The organism is Bacteroidota bacterium (assembly GCA_039111535.1).
In the GTDB taxonomy this organism is placed as follows: Bacteria; Bacteroidota; Rhodothermia; order Rhodothermales; family JAHQVL01; genus JBCCIM01.
On record JBCCIM010000048.1, the window covers coordinates 17289 to 34034 of the forward strand.

Annotated in this window: 15 protein-coding genes; 10 read left to right on the top strand and 5 right to left on the bottom strand. The window is 50.7% G+C overall.

Annotated features, from left to right (window positions below; all coding sequences use genetic code 11):
- Positions 1 to 69: 69 nt before the first annotated feature.
- Together AAF564_09775 and wecB are read right to left on the bottom strand one after the other, a co-directional pair.
- Positions 70 to 1134 carry a GDP-mannose 4,6-dehydratase gene (locus AAF564_09775; GenBank protein MEM8485825.1) on the bottom strand — a complete coding sequence of 355 codons (1065 nt, stop codon included), beginning with the start codon at positions 1132 to 1134 and terminating at the stop codon, positions 70 to 72.
- A 615-nt stretch (positions 1135 to 1749) separates the two neighbouring features.
- Positions 1750 to 2862 (bottom strand): UDP-N-acetylglucosamine 2-epimerase (non-hydrolyzing), encoded by a 1113-nt coding sequence (wecB, locus tag AAF564_09780; GenBank protein ID MEM8485826.1) that lies wholly within the window; start codon positions 2860 to 2862, stop codon positions 1750 to 1752.
- Positions 2863 to 3257: 395 nt separating this feature from the next.
- Between wecB and AAF564_09785 the strand changes: the two genes are divergently transcribed.
- Positions 3258 to 4217: a sulfotransferase gene (locus AAF564_09785; GenBank protein ID MEM8485827.1), complete on the top strand. Its 960-nt coding sequence runs from the start codon at positions 3258 to 3260 to the stop codon at positions 4215 to 4217.
- A 14-nt stretch (positions 4218 to 4231) separates the two neighbouring features.
- On the opposite strand, the gene AAF564_09790 is transcribed toward AAF564_09785, so the two are convergent.
- The 3 genes from AAF564_09790 to zwf form a co-directional block, all read right to left on the bottom strand.
- Entirely contained in the window at positions 4232 to 4525 is a 294-nt protein-coding gene (locus AAF564_09790) for an isoamylase early set domain-containing protein (protein MEM8485828.1), read from the bottom strand.
- 102 nt (positions 4526 to 4627) lie between these two features.
- On the bottom strand, positions 4628 to 5347 hold the full coding sequence (locus tag AAF564_09795) for an NAD(P)H-hydrate epimerase (protein ID MEM8485829.1): 720 nt from the start codon (positions 5345 to 5347) through the stop codon (positions 4628 to 4630).
- Between the two features lie 36 nt (positions 5348 to 5383).
- Entirely contained in the window at positions 5384 to 6841 is a 1458-nt protein-coding gene (gene zwf, locus AAF564_09800) for a glucose-6-phosphate dehydrogenase (protein ID MEM8485830.1), read from the bottom strand.
- A gap of 367 nt (positions 6842 to 7208) precedes the next feature.
- On the opposite strand from zwf, the gene AAF564_09805 reads away from it, so the two are divergent.
- The 9 genes from AAF564_09805 to AAF564_09845 form a co-directional block, all read left to right on the top strand.
- Entirely contained in the window at positions 7209 to 8420 is a 1212-nt protein-coding gene (locus AAF564_09805) for a Wzz/FepE/Etk N-terminal domain-containing protein (GenBank protein ID MEM8485831.1), read from the top strand.
- Positions 8417 to 9310, top strand: a complete 894-nt coding sequence (gene rfbA / locus AAF564_09810) for a glucose-1-phosphate thymidylyltransferase RfbA (protein MEM8485832.1) — start codon at positions 8417 to 8419, stop codon at positions 9308 to 9310. The genes AAF564_09805 and rfbA overlap by 4 nt, the downstream gene beginning before the upstream one ends.
- A 26-nt stretch (positions 9311 to 9336) precedes the next feature.
- A complete protein-coding gene (gene rffA / locus AAF564_09815) occupies positions 9337 to 10500 on the top strand; it encodes a dTDP-4-amino-4,6-dideoxygalactose transaminase (protein ID MEM8485833.1) in 1164 nt (387 codons plus the stop codon).
- A gap of 13 nt (positions 10501 to 10513) precedes the next feature.
- Positions 10514 to 11551, top strand: coding sequence for a formyltransferase family protein (locus AAF564_09820; protein ID MEM8485834.1), 1038 nt, complete (start codon positions 10514 to 10516; stop codon positions 11549 to 11551).
- A gap of 54 nt (positions 11552 to 11605) precedes the next feature.
- The gene (locus AAF564_09825) at positions 11606 to 12274 is read left to right on the top strand and encodes a class I SAM-dependent methyltransferase (GenBank protein MEM8485835.1); all 669 of its coding nucleotides are present in this window, start codon (positions 11606 to 11608) and stop codon (positions 12272 to 12274) included.
- A gap of 21 nt (positions 12275 to 12295) precedes the next feature.
- Positions 12296 to 13765 carry an MOP flippase family protein gene (locus AAF564_09830; protein MEM8485836.1) on the top strand — a complete coding sequence of 490 codons (1470 nt, stop codon included), beginning with the start codon at positions 12296 to 12298 and terminating at the stop codon, positions 13763 to 13765.
- Positions 13743 to 14918: a glycosyltransferase gene (locus AAF564_09835; protein ID MEM8485837.1), complete on the top strand. Its 1176-nt coding sequence runs from the start codon at positions 13743 to 13745 to the stop codon at positions 14916 to 14918. Before AAF564_09830 ends, AAF564_09835 begins: the two co-directional genes overlap by 23 nt.
- A 29-nt stretch (positions 14919 to 14947) precedes the next feature.
- Positions 14948 to 16108 carry a glycosyltransferase family 4 protein gene (locus AAF564_09840; protein ID MEM8485838.1) on the top strand — a complete coding sequence of 387 codons (1161 nt, stop codon included), beginning with the start codon at positions 14948 to 14950 and terminating at the stop codon, positions 16106 to 16108.
- On the top strand, positions 16105 to 16746 hold a 642-nt coding region (locus AAF564_09845; GenBank protein ID MEM8485839.1), incomplete at its 3' end, for a hypothetical protein. The genes AAF564_09840 and AAF564_09845, both read left to right, overlap by 4 nt.

Here is a 16746-nt window from a genome sequence, read left to right on the forward strand (position 1 = left end):
GGTACTAAGCAAATTCATGTTTTGATAAATAAGAGCCCGAACGGGCTGGGTCGGAATGATTGTGCATGTTTACAGGGGGAGTGGCGTAATTGGATGCCCATTCCGGTGTAACTGCTTGGACATTTCTTGATTGGCTTCCGCAGAAAAGGCCGCAGACTTGGCCAGGCGGAAATATGCGATGACATCGCGGAGGATAGCATCTACATCATAAGATGGTTTATATCCTATGGTCTGTTGGATTTTGTTGATATTGGGTGTGCGCCGGCGCATATCTTCAAAACCAGGTCCGTACGTTTTTTCGTATGGAATATGCTGAATGGATGATTCGCTTTTGGCGAGCGTACGAACACGCTCAGCCAATTCATTTATCGTAATTTCCTGGTTACTGCCAATATTAAACACCTGGCCTTCAGCGCCATCATGATCCATCAACTGGGTGATTGCGCGAATGGCATCGCCGACGTAGGTGAAGCAGCGAGACTGTTCCCCATCGCCAAATACAGAAATGGGCTCATTAGCCAAGGCGCTTTGGACGAAGTTCGGGATTACCATGCCATAACGGCCTGTTTGGCGCGGGCCTACCGTATTGAAAAAGCGAGCAATGACAACAGGAAGCTGTTTCTCTTCAAAGTAGGCAAGGGCAAGAAATTCGTCGATTGCCTTTGAACAGGCATAGGCCCAACGCCGCTTTGTTGTCGGCCCAAGGGTCCAGTCATCGGTCTCAGAAAGGCTTTCAATATCCTCACTTGTTTCCATCAACTTTCCGTAAACTTCAGACGTGGAGGCAAGCAAAACTTTTTTTCCGTAATAACTGGCCAGCTTCAGAATATTCTCGGTACCCTGTACATTTGTGACAATCGTCTCGACAGGTTGCTCCATTATCAGACGAACACCCACTGCAGCAGCAAGGTGAAAAACCTGGTCACACCTTGAAATATGTTGCTCAAGGGTGTGGTAATCGAGAATATCAGCTATCGTTGACTCGAAACGGTTGTGATGAAAGAGGTGCTGTATATTTTCTAAACGGCCAGTAGACAGGTTGTCTATAATATGGACATGGTGGCCTTGCTCGATAAGATGATCAGCCAGGTGACTTCCAATAAAGCCTGCTCCTCCCGTAATGAGGTATCTCATAATCTCTTCAATTAATCGGAAAATATTTCAATGCTTGGTGCTGCCGGCTTTACCTGATCCCAAGATCATGCCTAATGCAGATTTGTATCGGTCAGGTGCATACACATGTTGCGGATTGCGTTGACATCTTAGTCGGAATCATCATTTGCTACAGGCCGGCGCTTCTGTACATGAAAACATTTGCAGGAGAAGCATTGGGCGATACGTGGTAAAAGTTATTAGTTATTAATACGTATTACTTACCCATCATTATATCACTATTACCTTTCGTAGCAAGCAGAGGAATAACACGGAAAAAGACGAAATTCTCTACGTTTTAACGGTTTGCGGATGATTTCTCCGCCAGTCCAACACACAGGATTAGGCAATAAAGATTAAGCAGTACCTAATCACACGCCTTTATTATTGTGTATACGGAACGCTGAGTTGCATACCATGGTGATTGCTGTGAAAAGCATTACTACTCCTCTTACACATCATGCCAGCACAATCCCCTATTAGAAAAGCTAGGGGGTAACTTTATTCCCGGATAAAAAGATCCCGGCACAAATCGGTGCGGTATACATCGGCCGATAAACTGTCAAATAACGCTGTCGAGTGGAAACGCGACTTTCGTCAGGCTATCGTAGGCCTCAATATCTGTTCCAGAATACCGGCAATGCGAGTTGCCGTGTTACCATCCCAAAGTGGTGGGATCTCTCCGGCCTTCCTGTCACCAGATAAAATGGCGGTCACGCGTGCTGCTATTGCATTCGGGTCGAGCTCCATCAACTCGTTGGTCCCCAGTTCCATTGTGATCGGTCGCTCGGTGGATTCACGAAGGGTAAGACATGGAACTTTAAGGAAGGTTGTCTCTTCCTGGATCCCCCCTGAGTCGGTTACGAGCAATGCCGCGTTGTCCATCAGCTTGAGAAATTCGAGATACCCTAGCGGCTCCGTGACAATCAAATTAGGGATGGCGCGAAAACGATCCATGTACCCGAACGCGTCTAACCGGATACGCGTACGCGGATGCATGGGCATAACAACCGGGCGCAATGGAGTAAGCCGCTCGAGTGTTTCGATCACCTTAAGCAAACTCTCCGGATTGTCCACATTTGCCGGCCGGTGCATCGTAACCAGGACATATTGTTTCGACTGTACCGCCAGTTCGTGCAAAATCTGGTTCTCAGCAGCTTTTTCCCGAAAATGCACCAGCGAATCGATCATCACATTGCCCACAAAGTGGATTTTATCTTCTGGCACACCTTCGTGGCGGAGATTATCGAGTCCGCTTTGCTCGGTAACAAAAAGGTGGTCGGAAATCGAATCCGTAACGATACGGTTGATTTCTTCAGGCATTTTGCGATCGCCACTGCGCAGGCCGGCTTCCACGTGCGCAACCGGAATATGGCACTTCGCCGCAACAAGGCTACAGGCTACAGTAGAATTCACATCCCCTACCACCAATACCAGGTCGGGCTTGTGCTCCATCAGCGCACCTTCAAACGAAATCATGATACGCGCGGTTTGCGCGGCATGAGAACCGCTACCCACACCCAAATAAATATCTGGCTCGGGCAGTTCAAGTTGCCGAAAGAATACATCACTCATTCGCTCGTCATAGTGCTGTCCGGTATGCACTATGACCGAATGGATATCTCCAAATTGCCGATACGCGCGGTGGAGCGGGCCAATTTTCATGAAGTTAGGCCGGGCGCCGACAACGTTAAATATTTTAATAGACATGCGTCTCGAATGCTGGTTTCACGGCACTAATTTCCTCTTATCTGTATCGTTCTACCCAACGCGCCTTCTGAAAAGCAATATGCATGTGGTAATAGAAAGAAGGCGCGATAAGCGTAGGGGCAAGTGCCTTGATGCGTGTTTTTTGAGAAAGCTAAAGATGTAGTCGCTGGTTTCGATACCTCTCAGGAGACACGTGAGCGCGTCGGTTTGTTTGTGTGGACAAACATGCGTCCCCTGTCCTACAGCACAATCTTACCAAAGAATGCGCATCCTTGCGCTGTGTTTCAGCCTGTTGTGTTTCAGGCCACTCTTTTTTCATATGGCCTTTGGGGTTGTCCCGGCAGTTCAGCAAGTGAAACGATAGTAGGAAGAACTGTTCAGTAAGATAGCATATCATGAAAATCGCGGTTGACCGTGTAAAGAACTGGGTCTTTGTCACAGGAGAAATTCGTGGAGGGACTACCTTTGTCGGTAAGATTCTCAGCTTGCCCCTGGAGGTTGACTATATCCATGAGCCTTTCAATATTCGGTGTGGTATGCCCGGCATGACCAAGCGGTGGCGTTATGTCAAACCTTCGCTTGATACGCCCGGCATGCAGGAAATCCATGAAGCCGCTTCGCGTATCTTCTCCTACAATTTCAGCCTGCGCAATTCCCCCTTCGAAAATGAAGCCATCCATCGCAGGATCATAAAGCAACTCGTAGGCACACGCGGGCCCTATTATTTGCGACTTGCCAAAATGAACCCTTTTCACCGGCATGCAGTCATCAAGGACCCAACCGGCACCTTACTCGCTGAATATCTGCACGTACATTTTGGCGTCAAGCCCGTCATTGTTATCCGACATCCGGCATCATTTGTTGCCAGCTTGCGCCGCGCAGGTTGGTGGCCAGATGTAAGGAAAATTCTCGATGGCCAACCCGAACTGGTGGCAGACCACCTCAATGGCAGCCTCGATTCATGGTTCAATAAAGACAGTGATGATCTCCAGAATGCAGCTGCACACTGGCGACTGCTAACACAGGTAGTGGTCAATCAGGCCAAAAAATACGACGGATGGGAATTGGTCAAACTCGAGGACTTGAGCAACAATCCTGTTGAAGAGTTCAAAGCTTTGTACGGGCGCCTTGGACTACCGTGGTCAGAATCGGTTAAGAAGAAAATCATCAACACCACGCAGGTAAAAGGTAAAGCCGAGGTAAAAAACAACCTCGTTCAGGATTTCAAGCGAGACAGCGCAAAAATCTTTGAACTCCGGCGCAACTCACTAACCAAAGAAGAGCGCCGAAAAATTTTCGATGTCGTGAAAGACGTTGCGCTCGAATTTTACTCGGAAGAGAGCTTTTCCCTCTAGCTTGCTGATTTAGCTCAGGTATACAGCAAACAATTACCAGACCCATAATCATTGGGCTGAAAGCCGTCTGCTGCATCTTCATCAAACCATCGCCCGTGCTCGGTTAAATATCGAAAGATATACTGTTGGCCCGCAGGAAGCGTTGTTGTGGCCGCAAACGTATTGTCAGTACTTGCCTTAAAATGAAGCGCATCCGGTTGCCAATCGTTAAAATCTCCCACCACAGATACAATCTGACCTTCGATGGGGGCAGGCAAAATGAACGTTACCTCGGTTGTGTCATCAGACACCTTTTTCTTGCGAATCATTGCGTTCGATAAAATTGTCAGGGGAAAGGCATGTGGCCATGCGCTCTGGCCGATTATCCCATAATAATCGGATTATTCCTGAAAATATTTACCTTTTTTTGCTTACCACAACCGTACAATATCTTCGCGGGCAAACACGGCGCTGACGCCAAGATTAAGCGTCCTATTTCCATACAAAGCCGGCGGCACACTGATATCAGCCAGGTACGCCTCCCCCACTTGTGCCTTGACCGCTTCCCCTCGCAACCCGTTTTTGGGTAGCGCCAGGGTCATGGTTGCATCAGCCTTCACCGCAGGTGTATGCACCTCCCCTGTTGCCGTGTCAATGCCGGAAGGCACATCCAGGCTCAATACAGGGGCCTTGCTTGTATTAGCCCATGAGATCAACGCGCCAGCCCGGCCTCGCGGATTCCCTTTCAAGCTGTATCCAATGATTGCGTCTACAATCAAGTCAGGGTGGGTGTCTGCTGGTCCAGCTTCTGTAGTAACAGAGATGCCCATCCGCTTCAATATATCCAGTTGATGGGCCGGCACACCGGAAAAGTCTTCGACTGGCGCCGTGGTATAAACCTGAACGGAAGCCCCCCAATTGTGGAGCCTGCGCGCGCAAACCATCCCGCCGCCGCCACTTCCACCCTTCCCTACCAGCACCACAACATCCCGGCCCCGGGGATCACCACCCAAAAAGCGGCTGCGTGCCAGCGCTGCCAGGTTGCGGCCGGCGTTCTCCATCATTTGAATCAGGAGGATGTTGTAATCCTCGATCATCGCACGGTCCACTTCGACCATCTGGTCGGTGGAGAGATAGGGGATGTTGTCCATTCTTGTCTTTACTTAAATGGTGCGTAAAGCATTGGCCTACTTTTCGAACCAGCGATGCCCTGTTTTAGCAAGCATAAAATGGGCTTCCTGTGGCCCCCAGGAGCCGGCTTCATAGGCATGGATGGGGACCTCTTCTTTCAATAACGGATCATAGAGTCCCCACGACATTTCCACCTCATCTGCCCGTACAAAAAGTGTCTGATCGTTGGTAATCACGTCAAAAAGGAGCGTTTCGTAACCATCCTGCAACGGGCCAAAAGCTTCACCATATTCGAAGTGCAAGCGTTTGGTTAGCGTAGAAATTTCCTGGCCCGGCGATTTCACTTCAAAGCCGAGCTCAAAGCCTTCATTGGGCTGCAGCGTAAGAATCAACCGGTTCGGACTAATTTTGCCTTTTCTGTGCTTTGGGAAAAGCGAAACGGGTGCAGTTCGGAAGTTGACTACAATTTTTGTCAGCCGCTCGTCCATTCGCTTGCCTGTGCGCAGGTAGAACGGGACGCCTTGCCACCGCCAGCTGTCTATCTGCAATTCGAGGGCGACAAATGTGGGTGTGTTCGAATCAACAGGCACCCCCTCCTCTTCCAGGTATCCCGGCACTTTTTCATCACCGACGTGCCCCTCCTCATATTGACCGAAGATGATTTTCTCTGGATCTAGCGGTGCAATAGACTTGAGCACCTTTACCTTTTCATCACGGATGGCATTTGCCTCAAATTCAGCCGGCACTTCCATCGCCGTCAGGGTAAGCAGCTGCATTAGATGGTTTTGGACCATATCGCGCAGCGCACCCGATTTGTCGTAATAGCCGGCGCGCTTCTCAACACCCAGCGACTCCGCAACGGTGATTTCAATGCTTTCCACGCGGTCCCGATTCCAGAGCGACTCGAAGACAGGATTGGCAAAACGGAATACCAGCAGGTTCTGAACAGTTTCTTTGCCCAGGTAATGATCAATGCGATATACCTGAGATTCTTTGAAGTGCTGGTGCAATACTTCATTCAACTCATGTGCAGAATTCAGGTCTTTGCCAAACGGCTTTTCGATGACCAGACGGGTATAGCCGGCGCTCTTATTCAGGCCGGCATTACCCAGTGCTTCGATCGTCGGAGCAAAAATGCGCGGCGGCAATGCAAGGTAGAAGGTGCGATTTCCAGGCAGGTCATGTTCTGTCTCAAGTGCCTCAATACGGCTTGATATTTTGGCATATACTTCGGGCCCAGCATCTTCAATGGGCATGTAATGCAAACACTGCGCGCACCATGCCTCAAGATCAGACTTGTCCCTCAGCTTTGCCTTCTCAAGGGCTTCGCTGGCCCACGCGCGGAAGCTTTCGTCATCCATTTCATTTCTGGCGATCCCCAGAATTTTGAAACGCTCACCCAGGTTGCCTTCATTGGCCAGATGATACAAAGCCGGCAGCAATTTTCGCTGCATTAAATCGCCGGTGGCACCAAACACTACAAACACATGTGGCGCGACATACTCATCGAACATAAATATCAGACTGGCTATGGTTACAAAATCAGGTTACGCAACAGATTCTGCGTAACGCAGGTGGTATCCCCGGGTCGGAACTGTATGGGCTTTTAACAGCAACCATCATCTCGCACAAAACAGATGCACAGCACGGATACAACACAGGCATCTCACGAAATACGTTTTATCAGGAATTTATGTCAAAACCCGCGCATATAACATCAAAGCAGCGTATGTGTTCTATCGCTTAAAAGGAACAGTTTATGCCGGAAAATGTAATTAATCAGCCTATCCTTAATTTCGCAATTCGGCCTGACGCAAAACGTTACGACACTCAAATAACAACCATCAGTATCCGCCGTTTATTTTCACTCCCCTGCAGGCTATGAGCGATACCAATCACCCATCGCGAAACAACGATTCCAATACAGAAGCAGATTCTTCAAGTCCCCAGGAAGCCTCTTTACTGGATCTGTTACTGATCGTAGCACGCAATCGGAAGCTGATCATCACAACAACGTTTTGTTGCGCTACCCTGGCCCTGCTGCTTGCGCTGTTTTCGGCATCAAAATACACAGCTTCAGCAAAGGTCATTCGCGAAGTTGAAACGGACAACTCCATGCGTAATCTGGGCGGACTCTCCCTGCTCAGCGGTATCGGTCTTAATCTTGGCGGCTCCAGCACGGGCCTCACACCCGATGCCTACCCCGACGTCCTTAGCAGCCGCGAGGTAAGGCTCGCTGTCGTGCGCGATACGTTCTACTTTCGGGACATTGATCAAACACTGACCTTCACCGAATACGCCAACCGGGAAAATTGGAAAACATACGTCAAGCGGTTTACCATTGGCCTGCCGGGCACCATCATCAAAGCGATCAGGCCGCCCGTTGACCGCACAGCAGCCAGTGCAGGTGTGGCACAAGCCTACCCTACCGTAGAGGAAGAAGAGGCCATCAAATATATTTCCGAGTTAATCGGCACGGCCATCGACCAGGAAACCGGCCTGATGATCATTGCATCTACAACGCATGACCCCTTCCTCTCACGCGACATTACACAGCGTTTTGTTGAGCATCTGGTAGAACGAATAGAAACCATTCGCACCCAGAAAGCCAAACGCGATCTGAACTTCATCAAGCAACGGTACGAAGTGGCGCGCGACTCGCTTGTGTCTACCGAGAACAGCCTGGCCTTTTTCAACGACAGAAACACAAATCCGCAGAGTGCGCGGTTGCGTACCCAGCAAGCCCGTTTGCAGCGCCAGGTAACGTTCAAATCAGAATTATTCAGCGACCTTCAGGCCCAATTGACGCAGGCAGAAATTGACCTGCAGCGGAGCCGGCCTGTTATAACTTTGCTCGAAAAGCCCGTCCCCCCCATCAAACCGAGCGGTCCGCGCCGGCTGATGCTTATTGCAGTGGGTATTATTGTCGGACTAATCCTTGGTGTAGGACTCGCCCTGGTTACGAGTGTACTTGAAAACTTGCGTGCTAAACAAGAAGAAGAAGCCAAACTGGATGAGATTGCAACAGCTTTCTCGCCGTCGGCGCTCGCTAAATTTATCCGCCCAAGACTCACATCCAAAACCAAGCAATAACCATGAAAGGGATAATCCTCGCAGGCGGTTCGGGTTCGCGCCTGTATCCCGTCACGCACGTTGTAAGCAAGCAGTTGCTGCCTGTCTATGACAAGCCGATGATTTATTATCCGCTGTCTATGCTTATGCTGGCCGGCATTCGCGACATTCTGGTCATTTCAACACCGCAAGACCTGCCGCGATTTGAACAACTCCTTGGCGATGGCAGCCAATGGGGTGTGCAGTTCACCTATGCGGAACAGCCGCGCCCGGAAGGCTTGGCGCAAGCGTTCATTATCGGCAAGGCGTTCATCGGCAACGATCCGGTTTGCCTCGTTTTAGGAGACAATATTTTTTACGGGCACGGTCTGAGCGAATTGCTTCAACAGGCAAGCAAAAAAACAGAAGGCGCCACCGTATTTGGGTACTATGTTAAAGATCCCCATCGGTATGGTGTTGTTGCGTTTGATGAGAACTTTCAGGCGGTAAGCATTGAGGAGAAGCCAGAGAAGCCGCAATCTAATTACGCAGTTACCGGCCTGTATTTTTATGATAACCAGGTCATTGACATTGCAACCAATCTATCACCTTCTCCCCGTGGAGAGCTTGAAATCACAGACGTAAACAAAGTCTACCTTGCGCAGGGCAACCTGGAGGTGTCAATTATGGGCCGCGGCATGGCCTGGCTGGACACCGGCACGCATGAATCACTGCTACAAGCCAACAACTTTGTGCATACCATCGAAGCCAGGCAGGGACTCAAAATTTCCTGTCCGGAAGAAATAGCATTCCGCCAAAACTGGATCGGCCCAGAAGACATCGCGCGGATTGCAGCAACCATGAAAAACAATTCTTACGGCGCGTATCTCTCGCTACTTCTCGAAAAAGAACCTGTGCACGAGCTTTTCTAGCGTGCACCATCCCCTGAGTATCGTTGATGAAAACAGCACAAGGATCCATTCCTTTTAATGAACCCTGCATCGGGCAAACTGAAATTGATGCCGTAACGCGTGCCCTTGAACAGGGCGTCCTCCGCGGCGACGGCCCGATTAGCAAACGCGTTGAAGCTACCCTGCAAAAATGGCTGGATGTGCCGCACGTGTTTTTTACAACCTCTTGCACACACGCGCTCGAAATGGCCATGATCGCACTCAACATCGGCCCCGGTGATGAAGTGATTATGCCCAGCTTCACGTTTGTCTCCTCAGCCAATGCAGTTGTGTTAAGGGGTGCAAAACCTGTCTTTGCAGAAATTGACCCGAACACCCTGAACATCGACCCGGCAGATATAGCGAAAAAAATCACGCCGGCAACCCGCGCCATTGTCCCCGTGCATTACGCAGGCGTGGCATGCGACATGGATGCCATCATGGGACTTGCAAAAGACCACAACCTCTACGTGATCGAAGACGCTGCCCAGGCCATTGATGCTACGTACAAAGGTAAACCCCTTGGTACGATTGGCCACATCGGATGCTTCAGCTTCCACGACACGAAAAACCTGACGTCTGGTGAAGGCGGAGCGTTTGTGACCAACGAACACTCCATCGCAGAGAAAGCAGAACTGGTGCGAGAAAAAGGCACCAACCGCTCAGCGTTCTTCCGTGGCGAAGTCGACAAATACAACTGGGTAAGCCAGGGCAGCAGCTATATCCAATCGGATATCCTCGCGGCTTTGCTGGAAGCACAGATCGCCCGAAAAGACGAAATCAAACAACAACGTAAACAGGTGTGGGACGCGTACTACGCTGCACTGCAACCCCTTGCAGATGCCGGCCAGATTACCCTCCCCGTTGTGCCTTTCTATGCCGACACCAACTACCACATTTTCTTTTTCAAAATGCCGTCCCTGGAAATCCGCCAGGCGACCTTGAAGGCCATAAAAGCTGATGGCATTCAGGCTACATTTCATTACGTACCGTTGCATTCTTCGCCTTACGGCAGAAATACACTTGGCTGTACTGATGACTTGCCAATCACAGAGCACTGCAGCGAGACCTTGATTCGTTTGCCAATGTATCCGCAACTTCACGTGCAAGCCGAAAACCTGGCAGTACGGATCGCAAAAATTGTCCAGAAAGAGCTCGCTGTATCCATTTAAGTCCTGCTGCTACATGAGAGTCATTTTTTTCTGTGGAGATGGATCGCGTTACGGGATGGCCCACCTCGAACCCATGCTTGCCTCAGACTTTGAGGTTGTTGCCGTTGTATTCGGTACGCCGGCGCGGTGGGCTACATTCAGACGCGCACTCTCAGGGAAAAAACATGTTGATTTAAAGCACAGATCGTTCTTTCAACTGCTCAAGCGCATCGGCCCGGCCTTGATGCACCGTTGGCGCAGTCGGCGCGAGCGGCGCGACGTACTGAACATGGTTGCACGATACAACGTCCCTTTGTGGACGGAGGACGACGTAAACAGCGAAGCATTTATCGCCAAAGCCAAAAAATTGGCGCCCGACCTGGTCATTTCTGCAGCCTACCCACAAATTTTCAAACAGCCCCTGCTCGACATCGGCAAAAAACAGGCGGTCAACTTTCATCCGTCGCTGCTACCAAAATTCAGAGGCGCGCACCCGCACTTCTGGACCATAGTGGAAGGGGAAACGGAAAGCGGTGTCACCGCACACGTGATGACAACGGCGCTCGACGAGGGCCCGATTGTTGCACAACGCGGGTTTGACATTACAGGCTTCACTTACGCCGATCTATACAACAAGATAGTTGCAGAAACGCCGGCCCTCGTGCAGGATGTTGCTGATTATTACCTGCAAGGACGGGGAGAACTAAAGCCCCAGGATCCGGCCGGCGTCTCGTATTATCGAAACAATCGGCCCATCCACAGCAAAATCTTCTGGAATCTTCATTCAGCAGAACGAATAAAGAACCTGAGCCGCACGGGCACTGCTTACTTTTTCTTTCGGGGCAAGAAGATCATGTTATTGCAGGCTGAGGCCCGCGATAAAAACAGAAACATGACCAACAGCCTCGAAGTTGTCCCGGGTGCAATTGTTGACGTCAAAGATAACGGACTTGTCGTACAGGCCAGCAGTGGCTTTGTCCATATTCAGCAGATCCGCTATCAGAACAAAACATTAGAATTTAAACAATGGGCCAAAAGCTGGCGCATTCATATCGGTGAGATACTGGGCTGAAGGCTCTAAGATTAATCGCCCCCTATTTGCCTCCTAAAACGCCAATCTGCACGCATGGCACATCAGTTAAAAAACAAGCTCATCTACACCATTCACGACCGTGAATTGAAGCGCTGTGCTTCTCAGTATATGAAAGGCGAAATGATCGATATAGGGTGCGGCACCAAGCCGTACAAAGATTTATTTGCGCCCTATATTTCCAGCCATGTTGGCCTGGATCACGCCATTACGCAGCACGACCAGAGCAACATCGACCTGTACGGCACGGCATATGAAATACCTGTCGAAGACGACAAATTTGAAAGCGCGGTATGTAACGCCGTGCTCGAACACCTGGAAGAGCCTTACGATGCGATAGCGGAGTGTTATCGGGTGCTCAAACCCGGCGGGATGGCGATATACAGCGTCCCCTTCATTTGGCACGTACACGAAGCACCCCGCGACTTCTATCGTTATAGCAAATACGGACTGGAGTACCTGTTCAACAAAGCCGGCTTTGAAATTGTTGAATTGAATGCATTGTCTGGCTTCTGGGTTACTTTTGGACAGTTGTTTACTTACAACGTATACCGACTCAACAAAGGCCCCCTCAAATGGCTAAGGATTATTGATGCCATCGGGCTGCTGATTCAGGGTGCATCTTATGTCATGGATAAAATTGACAAAACAGAACGGTGGACCTGGATGTACATGGTGGTTGCACAAAAGCCGGCAGCCAAATAAGCTGCGCTATACCACCCCACCATGCAACTAAAAAACAAAGCCGTACGAAGCGTCCAATGGGCCAGCCTGTCGCAGGTGGTCAAACAGCTCGTGCAGTTTGGGGCGCTTACCGTGCTTGCGGTCATCCTGGCACCGGGCGATTTTGGCTTGCTCTCGATGGCCTTGGTTGTGACGGGGATGGTGGACCTGTTCAAAGACTTTGGGACGCGGGTAGCCATCATTCAGAAAAAGGATGCAACTGATCGCTTCTTGTCGAGCATTTTCTGGGTCAACGCCGGCATCGGCAGCCTTGCTGCAGGTGTACTCATCCTCATTGCGCCGTGGATCGCCAGCGTTTACAATGAACCCCGGCTTACCCCGATTTTACAGATCCTTGCCTTAAATTTCCCCATATCAGGTATTGGCGTTTCTCTCAAAACGTACCTGGAAAAAAGTATTGCCTTTGGGACCATAGGCATCGTTGAGGCCGGCTCAACCATCCTCGGCGCAATTACAGCCATTGTGCTGGCCTTCATGGGATACGGGGTATGGAGTCTTGTTGTACAAAGCCTCGTTGCAACAACCAGTGTCACGCTCCTCTCGTGGATATTCTCCACCTGGCGGCCGTCACTCACTTTCCATTGGCCGGAAATCAGAGGGGTGCTCGGGTACAGCTTAAACTACACGGGATATACCATTCTGAATTACATTGCACGCAACGTAGATTATTTCCTGATTGGCCGCTATTTGGGGCAGGATGCGCTTGGGTATTATACGCTGGCCTATCGCATCATGGTGTATCCCATCCAGAACATCAGCGGGATCATCAACAAAGTGATGTTTCCTGTCCTCTCTAAAGTACAGGACGACAACCGGCTCATCAGCAAAGCATACTTACAAATTGCAGCAACGGTCTCGCTGGTCACCTTCCCGCTTATGCTCGGCGTGATGGTCCTGTCGGATCCTTTTGTAAAGGTAGTGCTCGGCGAAAAGTGGCTCCCTGTCATCACATTACTCGTTATCCTGGCGCCCGTTGGCCTCTTGCAATCTATCAACAGCACAGTCGGGGCTATTTTCCTGATTAAGGACCGTACAGAAGCACTACTCAAGTGGGGTATTTTTAGCGCCGCCATAGTGATTGGCGCATTTACATACGGACTCCAGTACGGTATTGAAGGTATGGCATGGGCCTACCTGGCAACCAGTATTGTCCTTTTTATACCAAGTCTGGCTATCCCGATGCGGTTTATTGACCTGCCTGTAAACAAGGTACTGCGTGCAACCCTGAAACCATTGCTCGGCGGTCTGCTTATGCTTGGTATCCTTGTTGCAATACGGTCTTTCATCCCGGCATCGTTTGATGCCAATACCCTGGTCTTTGCCGGCCTCGTTCTGACTGGCATACTCATTTATGCGGGGTATACGTGGACCTTTAACAGAACATCGGTTTTACAAATCCGCGAGCTTATCAGCGCGAGTCACAAGAAAAATGCAAGTCCCAGTCCTTCATAGCTTCCCTACCTGGCTGCACCAGACCCAGACCTGGATGTACACCCAGGTTAAGTATTTGCCGGCCCCAGTTGTGCCGCATATCGTTTGCCACCGCACAGCTAACCTGGAACAGTTTAACATGCCGCACATCCATGCGCTAGCTAATGAACCCAAATGGCGATGGTACTGGGAAAAAGGATTGCGCAAGTTTGGTGTACGTAACTACATCAGTTTACTGACCCGTGTAGCAAGGCAGGAGCGCGCCGGCATCATCCACTCGCATTTTGGTCCGTATGGCTGGGAAGACATGGAAGCCGCAAAAAAAGTAGGTGCCCAACACGTGGTCACGTTTTACGGTGCAGATGTAAACAAGCTGCCCAAACAAGACCCGCGGTGGCTCGACCGCTACAGCCGGCTCTTCGAACACGTCAGCCTCGTGCTTTGCGAAGGACCGCACATGGGCAAATGTGTAGAGAAACTCGGGTGCCCCGGAGATAAAATCAGGGTGCAACACCTCGGCATTGAACTAGACAAGCATGCCTTTGCGCCACGCACATGGCAGCCAGGTAAACCGTTGCGTGTTTTGATTGCCTCTTCTTTTCGGGAGAAAAAAGGTATTCCTTACGGGATCAAAGCACTCGCAAAATTGAAAGCGCGGGTACCCATTGAAGTGACCGTCATTGGGGATGCGGGAAAGGAAGCCACAAGCCAGGCTGAGAAAAAGAAAATTCTCGACGCCATAGCGAACAATGGCCTGGACAACGACATCAAGCTGCTCGGCTACCAGTCGTATGACCGACTGATTGAAGAAGCGCGTCAGCACCATGTATATCTCGCGCCCAGCGTAACGGCCAGCGACGGCGACACGGAGGGTGGCGCACCAGTTTCTATTATTGAGATGATGGCCTCGGGGATGCCAGTGGTGAGTACGTACCACTGCGACATCCCACATATCATCACCCACCAGAAAACCGGCTTGCTGGCGGAGGAACGAGATGTTGACGGGTTGTTTGCAGGTTTGCTGTGGCTCGTTGAAAACCCGGCCCACTGGGATACCCTCACACAGGCAGCCCGGGCGAAGATTGAAGAAGCCTACGACGCACGAGTGCAAGGCGAACGCTTGGCGGCTCTGTACCAGGCAGTACTGGCAACCACCTTATCTGTAGCGGTATAATCACGTTAGCAGTCTCGGCTACACAATACATGCAACGCAAACGAATCATCCTTTTCTTCTCCCACTCTGCTGCCCTGTATGGTGCCGAGCGCTCGTTGCTGGACCTCATCCTTGGCCTGGATCAAACCCAATTCTACCCTATCGTTGCATTGCCGGCTGAAGGTCCGCTTGCAGATCGCCTCCGCACCAACAACATCGAAGTACGCATCACGGGCCACCAAAACTGGATGGGTGGGAAGTATTTCCTGCTGGCAGCGGCTTTGCGGTTTGGTGCCAATCTCAAAACGTATTTCAAGCTCAAAAAAGAGTTGGCAGATACACCTATAGATCTGGTCTATACCAACACCAGTGCAACCCCGATGGGTGGCTTTATTGCCCGCGTGCTGGGGGTGCCCCACCTGTGGCACATCAGGGAATTCATACCCAAAGGCACAGGCGGAAAGTTTTACTATGGCACACAGCGCAGCTTTAATTTCATTCAAAAGGCGGCCTCAACTATTGTGTGCAATTCGCATCAGTTGAAAGACGCGCTACGCGCATACTTGCCGGCTGGGCAGATGGAAGTTGTACACAACGGTATTCTGGCGGACAAGCCGGCTGCACCCGAAAAGCAGCCGCCATCGCGCGACAAAGAGGTGGTCTTTGGTATGGTGGGCAGCCTGAACCCGAGTAAAGGCATTGCTGATGCTATTCAGGCCCTTGCACAATTGAAAGCGAGTGGTATTACAGGCCGGCTACTGGTCGCTGGCGACGGGCTGGAACGTAACAAAGTCGCGTTTAATGAACTCGCGACATCGCTTGGTGTCACGCATCAAATTGAGTGGCTCGGCTACCTTGATGATCCTTCGATTGTGTATCAGCGATCCCACATTGTACTCATTTGCTCCCGCTGGGAATCGTTTGGGAGGGTTGCAGTGGAAGCCGGCGCATGGGGCTGCCCGGTGGTTGCCTCGAACAAAGGCGGGCTGCTTGAAGTTATCGAAGAGGAGAAAACTGGTTTGTTTTACGAACCTGGCGACGTTGAAGGGCTTGTAGCAAAAATCAAAAAGCTTGTAGATCGTCCGAATCTTTATCACGTCATCTCTCTACACGCGCCGGTTTCAGTATACAACCGGTTTTCGACACGACAGTATATCGAACGCATGGTGCAGGTTATGCAGCGTCAAATCGAAGAAAAAGCGTCCGTTTGAAGTCCCCGGCAAACATACCGCAAATCAATTTTCTGGCCCTTATCGAGATGCTGATTCTCGGGAGCGCGGCGTTTCTTGCGCTGCTTCCGTTACAGCAGCTATTTATGGTCCCGTTTGCCGGCGGCGCCCTCAACACCTTTGAAACCAGCTACCTGCTGATTCTTTTCTTTTCCGTGCTTTGCACGCTCTACTATTTTTCTCTACGCACGTCTCGCCCTTTTCTCTACTTGCTGCTTGCCATAGGTGGGTACACGACTTTTCAGTTGCTGTTGGATTCCGGCAGTCTTTTCTACATCGTGCGGCAATTGCGGTATTTTATGCCGTTCATCGTTGCCGTTGTTGTCCTGGCAGTACGGCCCAAACGCCTCTACCTGAAAGAGACGCTGTACTACTTGTCTGTAGCTGCCATGTTGAGCGCGCTTGCTTCCCTGGTTCTACACTTCTTTTTCCAGGAAACGCTTATTCGCATCATCCAGCGATCCAGTGATCCGGCAGCAGGCAACCATCTGGCGCTTTTGATACGCTCTGGCCGTTCGCCCTGGGGCAACGCCAGCCTGGTTTACATTACGGTCATAGCCCTCGGTTTTTTGCAGGAATACACGCCCCGCCGGCAACTCATCGTCAAACTGGCGGTTGGC

Excerpts from the sequence above, each read along its gene's own strand:
- AAF564_09830 (MEM8485836.1), top strand. The coding sequence starts at position 12,296 with ATGCAACTAAAAAACAAAGCCGTACGAAGCGTCCAATGGGCCAGCCTG.
- rffA (MEM8485833.1), top strand. The coding sequence starts at position 9,337 with ATGAAAACAGCACAAGGATCCATTCCTTTTAATGAACCCTGCATCGGG.
- AAF564_09840 (MEM8485838.1), top strand. The coding sequence starts at position 14,948 with ATGCAACGCAAACGAATCATCCTTTTCTTCTCCCACTCTGCTGCCCTG.
- AAF564_09820 (MEM8485834.1), top strand. The coding sequence starts at position 10,514 with ATGAGAGTCATTTTTTTCTGTGGAGATGGATCGCGTTACGGGATGGCC.
- AAF564_09825 (MEM8485835.1), top strand. The coding sequence starts at position 11,606 with ATGGCACATCAGTTAAAAAACAAGCTCATCTACACCATTCACGACCGT.
- wecB (MEM8485826.1), bottom strand. The coding sequence starts at position 2,862 with ATGTCTATTAAAATATTTAACGTTGTCGGCGCCCGGCCTAACTTCATG.
- AAF564_09775 (MEM8485825.1), bottom strand. The coding sequence starts at position 1,134 with ATGAGATACCTCATTACGGGAGGAGCAGGCTTTATTGGAAGTCACCTG.
- AAF564_09805 (MEM8485831.1), top strand. The coding sequence starts at position 7,209 with ATGAGCGATACCAATCACCCATCGCGAAACAACGATTCCAATACAGAA.
- AAF564_09835 (MEM8485837.1), top strand. The coding sequence starts at position 13,743 with ATGCAAGTCCCAGTCCTTCATAGCTTCCCTACCTGGCTGCACCAGACC.
- AAF564_09790 (MEM8485828.1), bottom strand. The coding sequence starts at position 4,525 with ATGATTCGCAAGAAAAAGGTGTCTGATGACACAACCGAGGTAACGTTC.
- zwf (MEM8485830.1), bottom strand. The coding sequence starts at position 6,841 with ATGTTCGATGAGTATGTCGCGCCACATGTGTTTGTAGTGTTTGGTGCC.
- AAF564_09795 (MEM8485829.1), bottom strand. The coding sequence starts at position 5,347 with ATGGACAACATCCCCTATCTCTCCACCGACCAGATGGTCGAAGTGGAC.
- AAF564_09785 (MEM8485827.1), top strand. The coding sequence starts at position 3,258 with ATGAAAATCGCGGTTGACCGTGTAAAGAACTGGGTCTTTGTCACAGGA.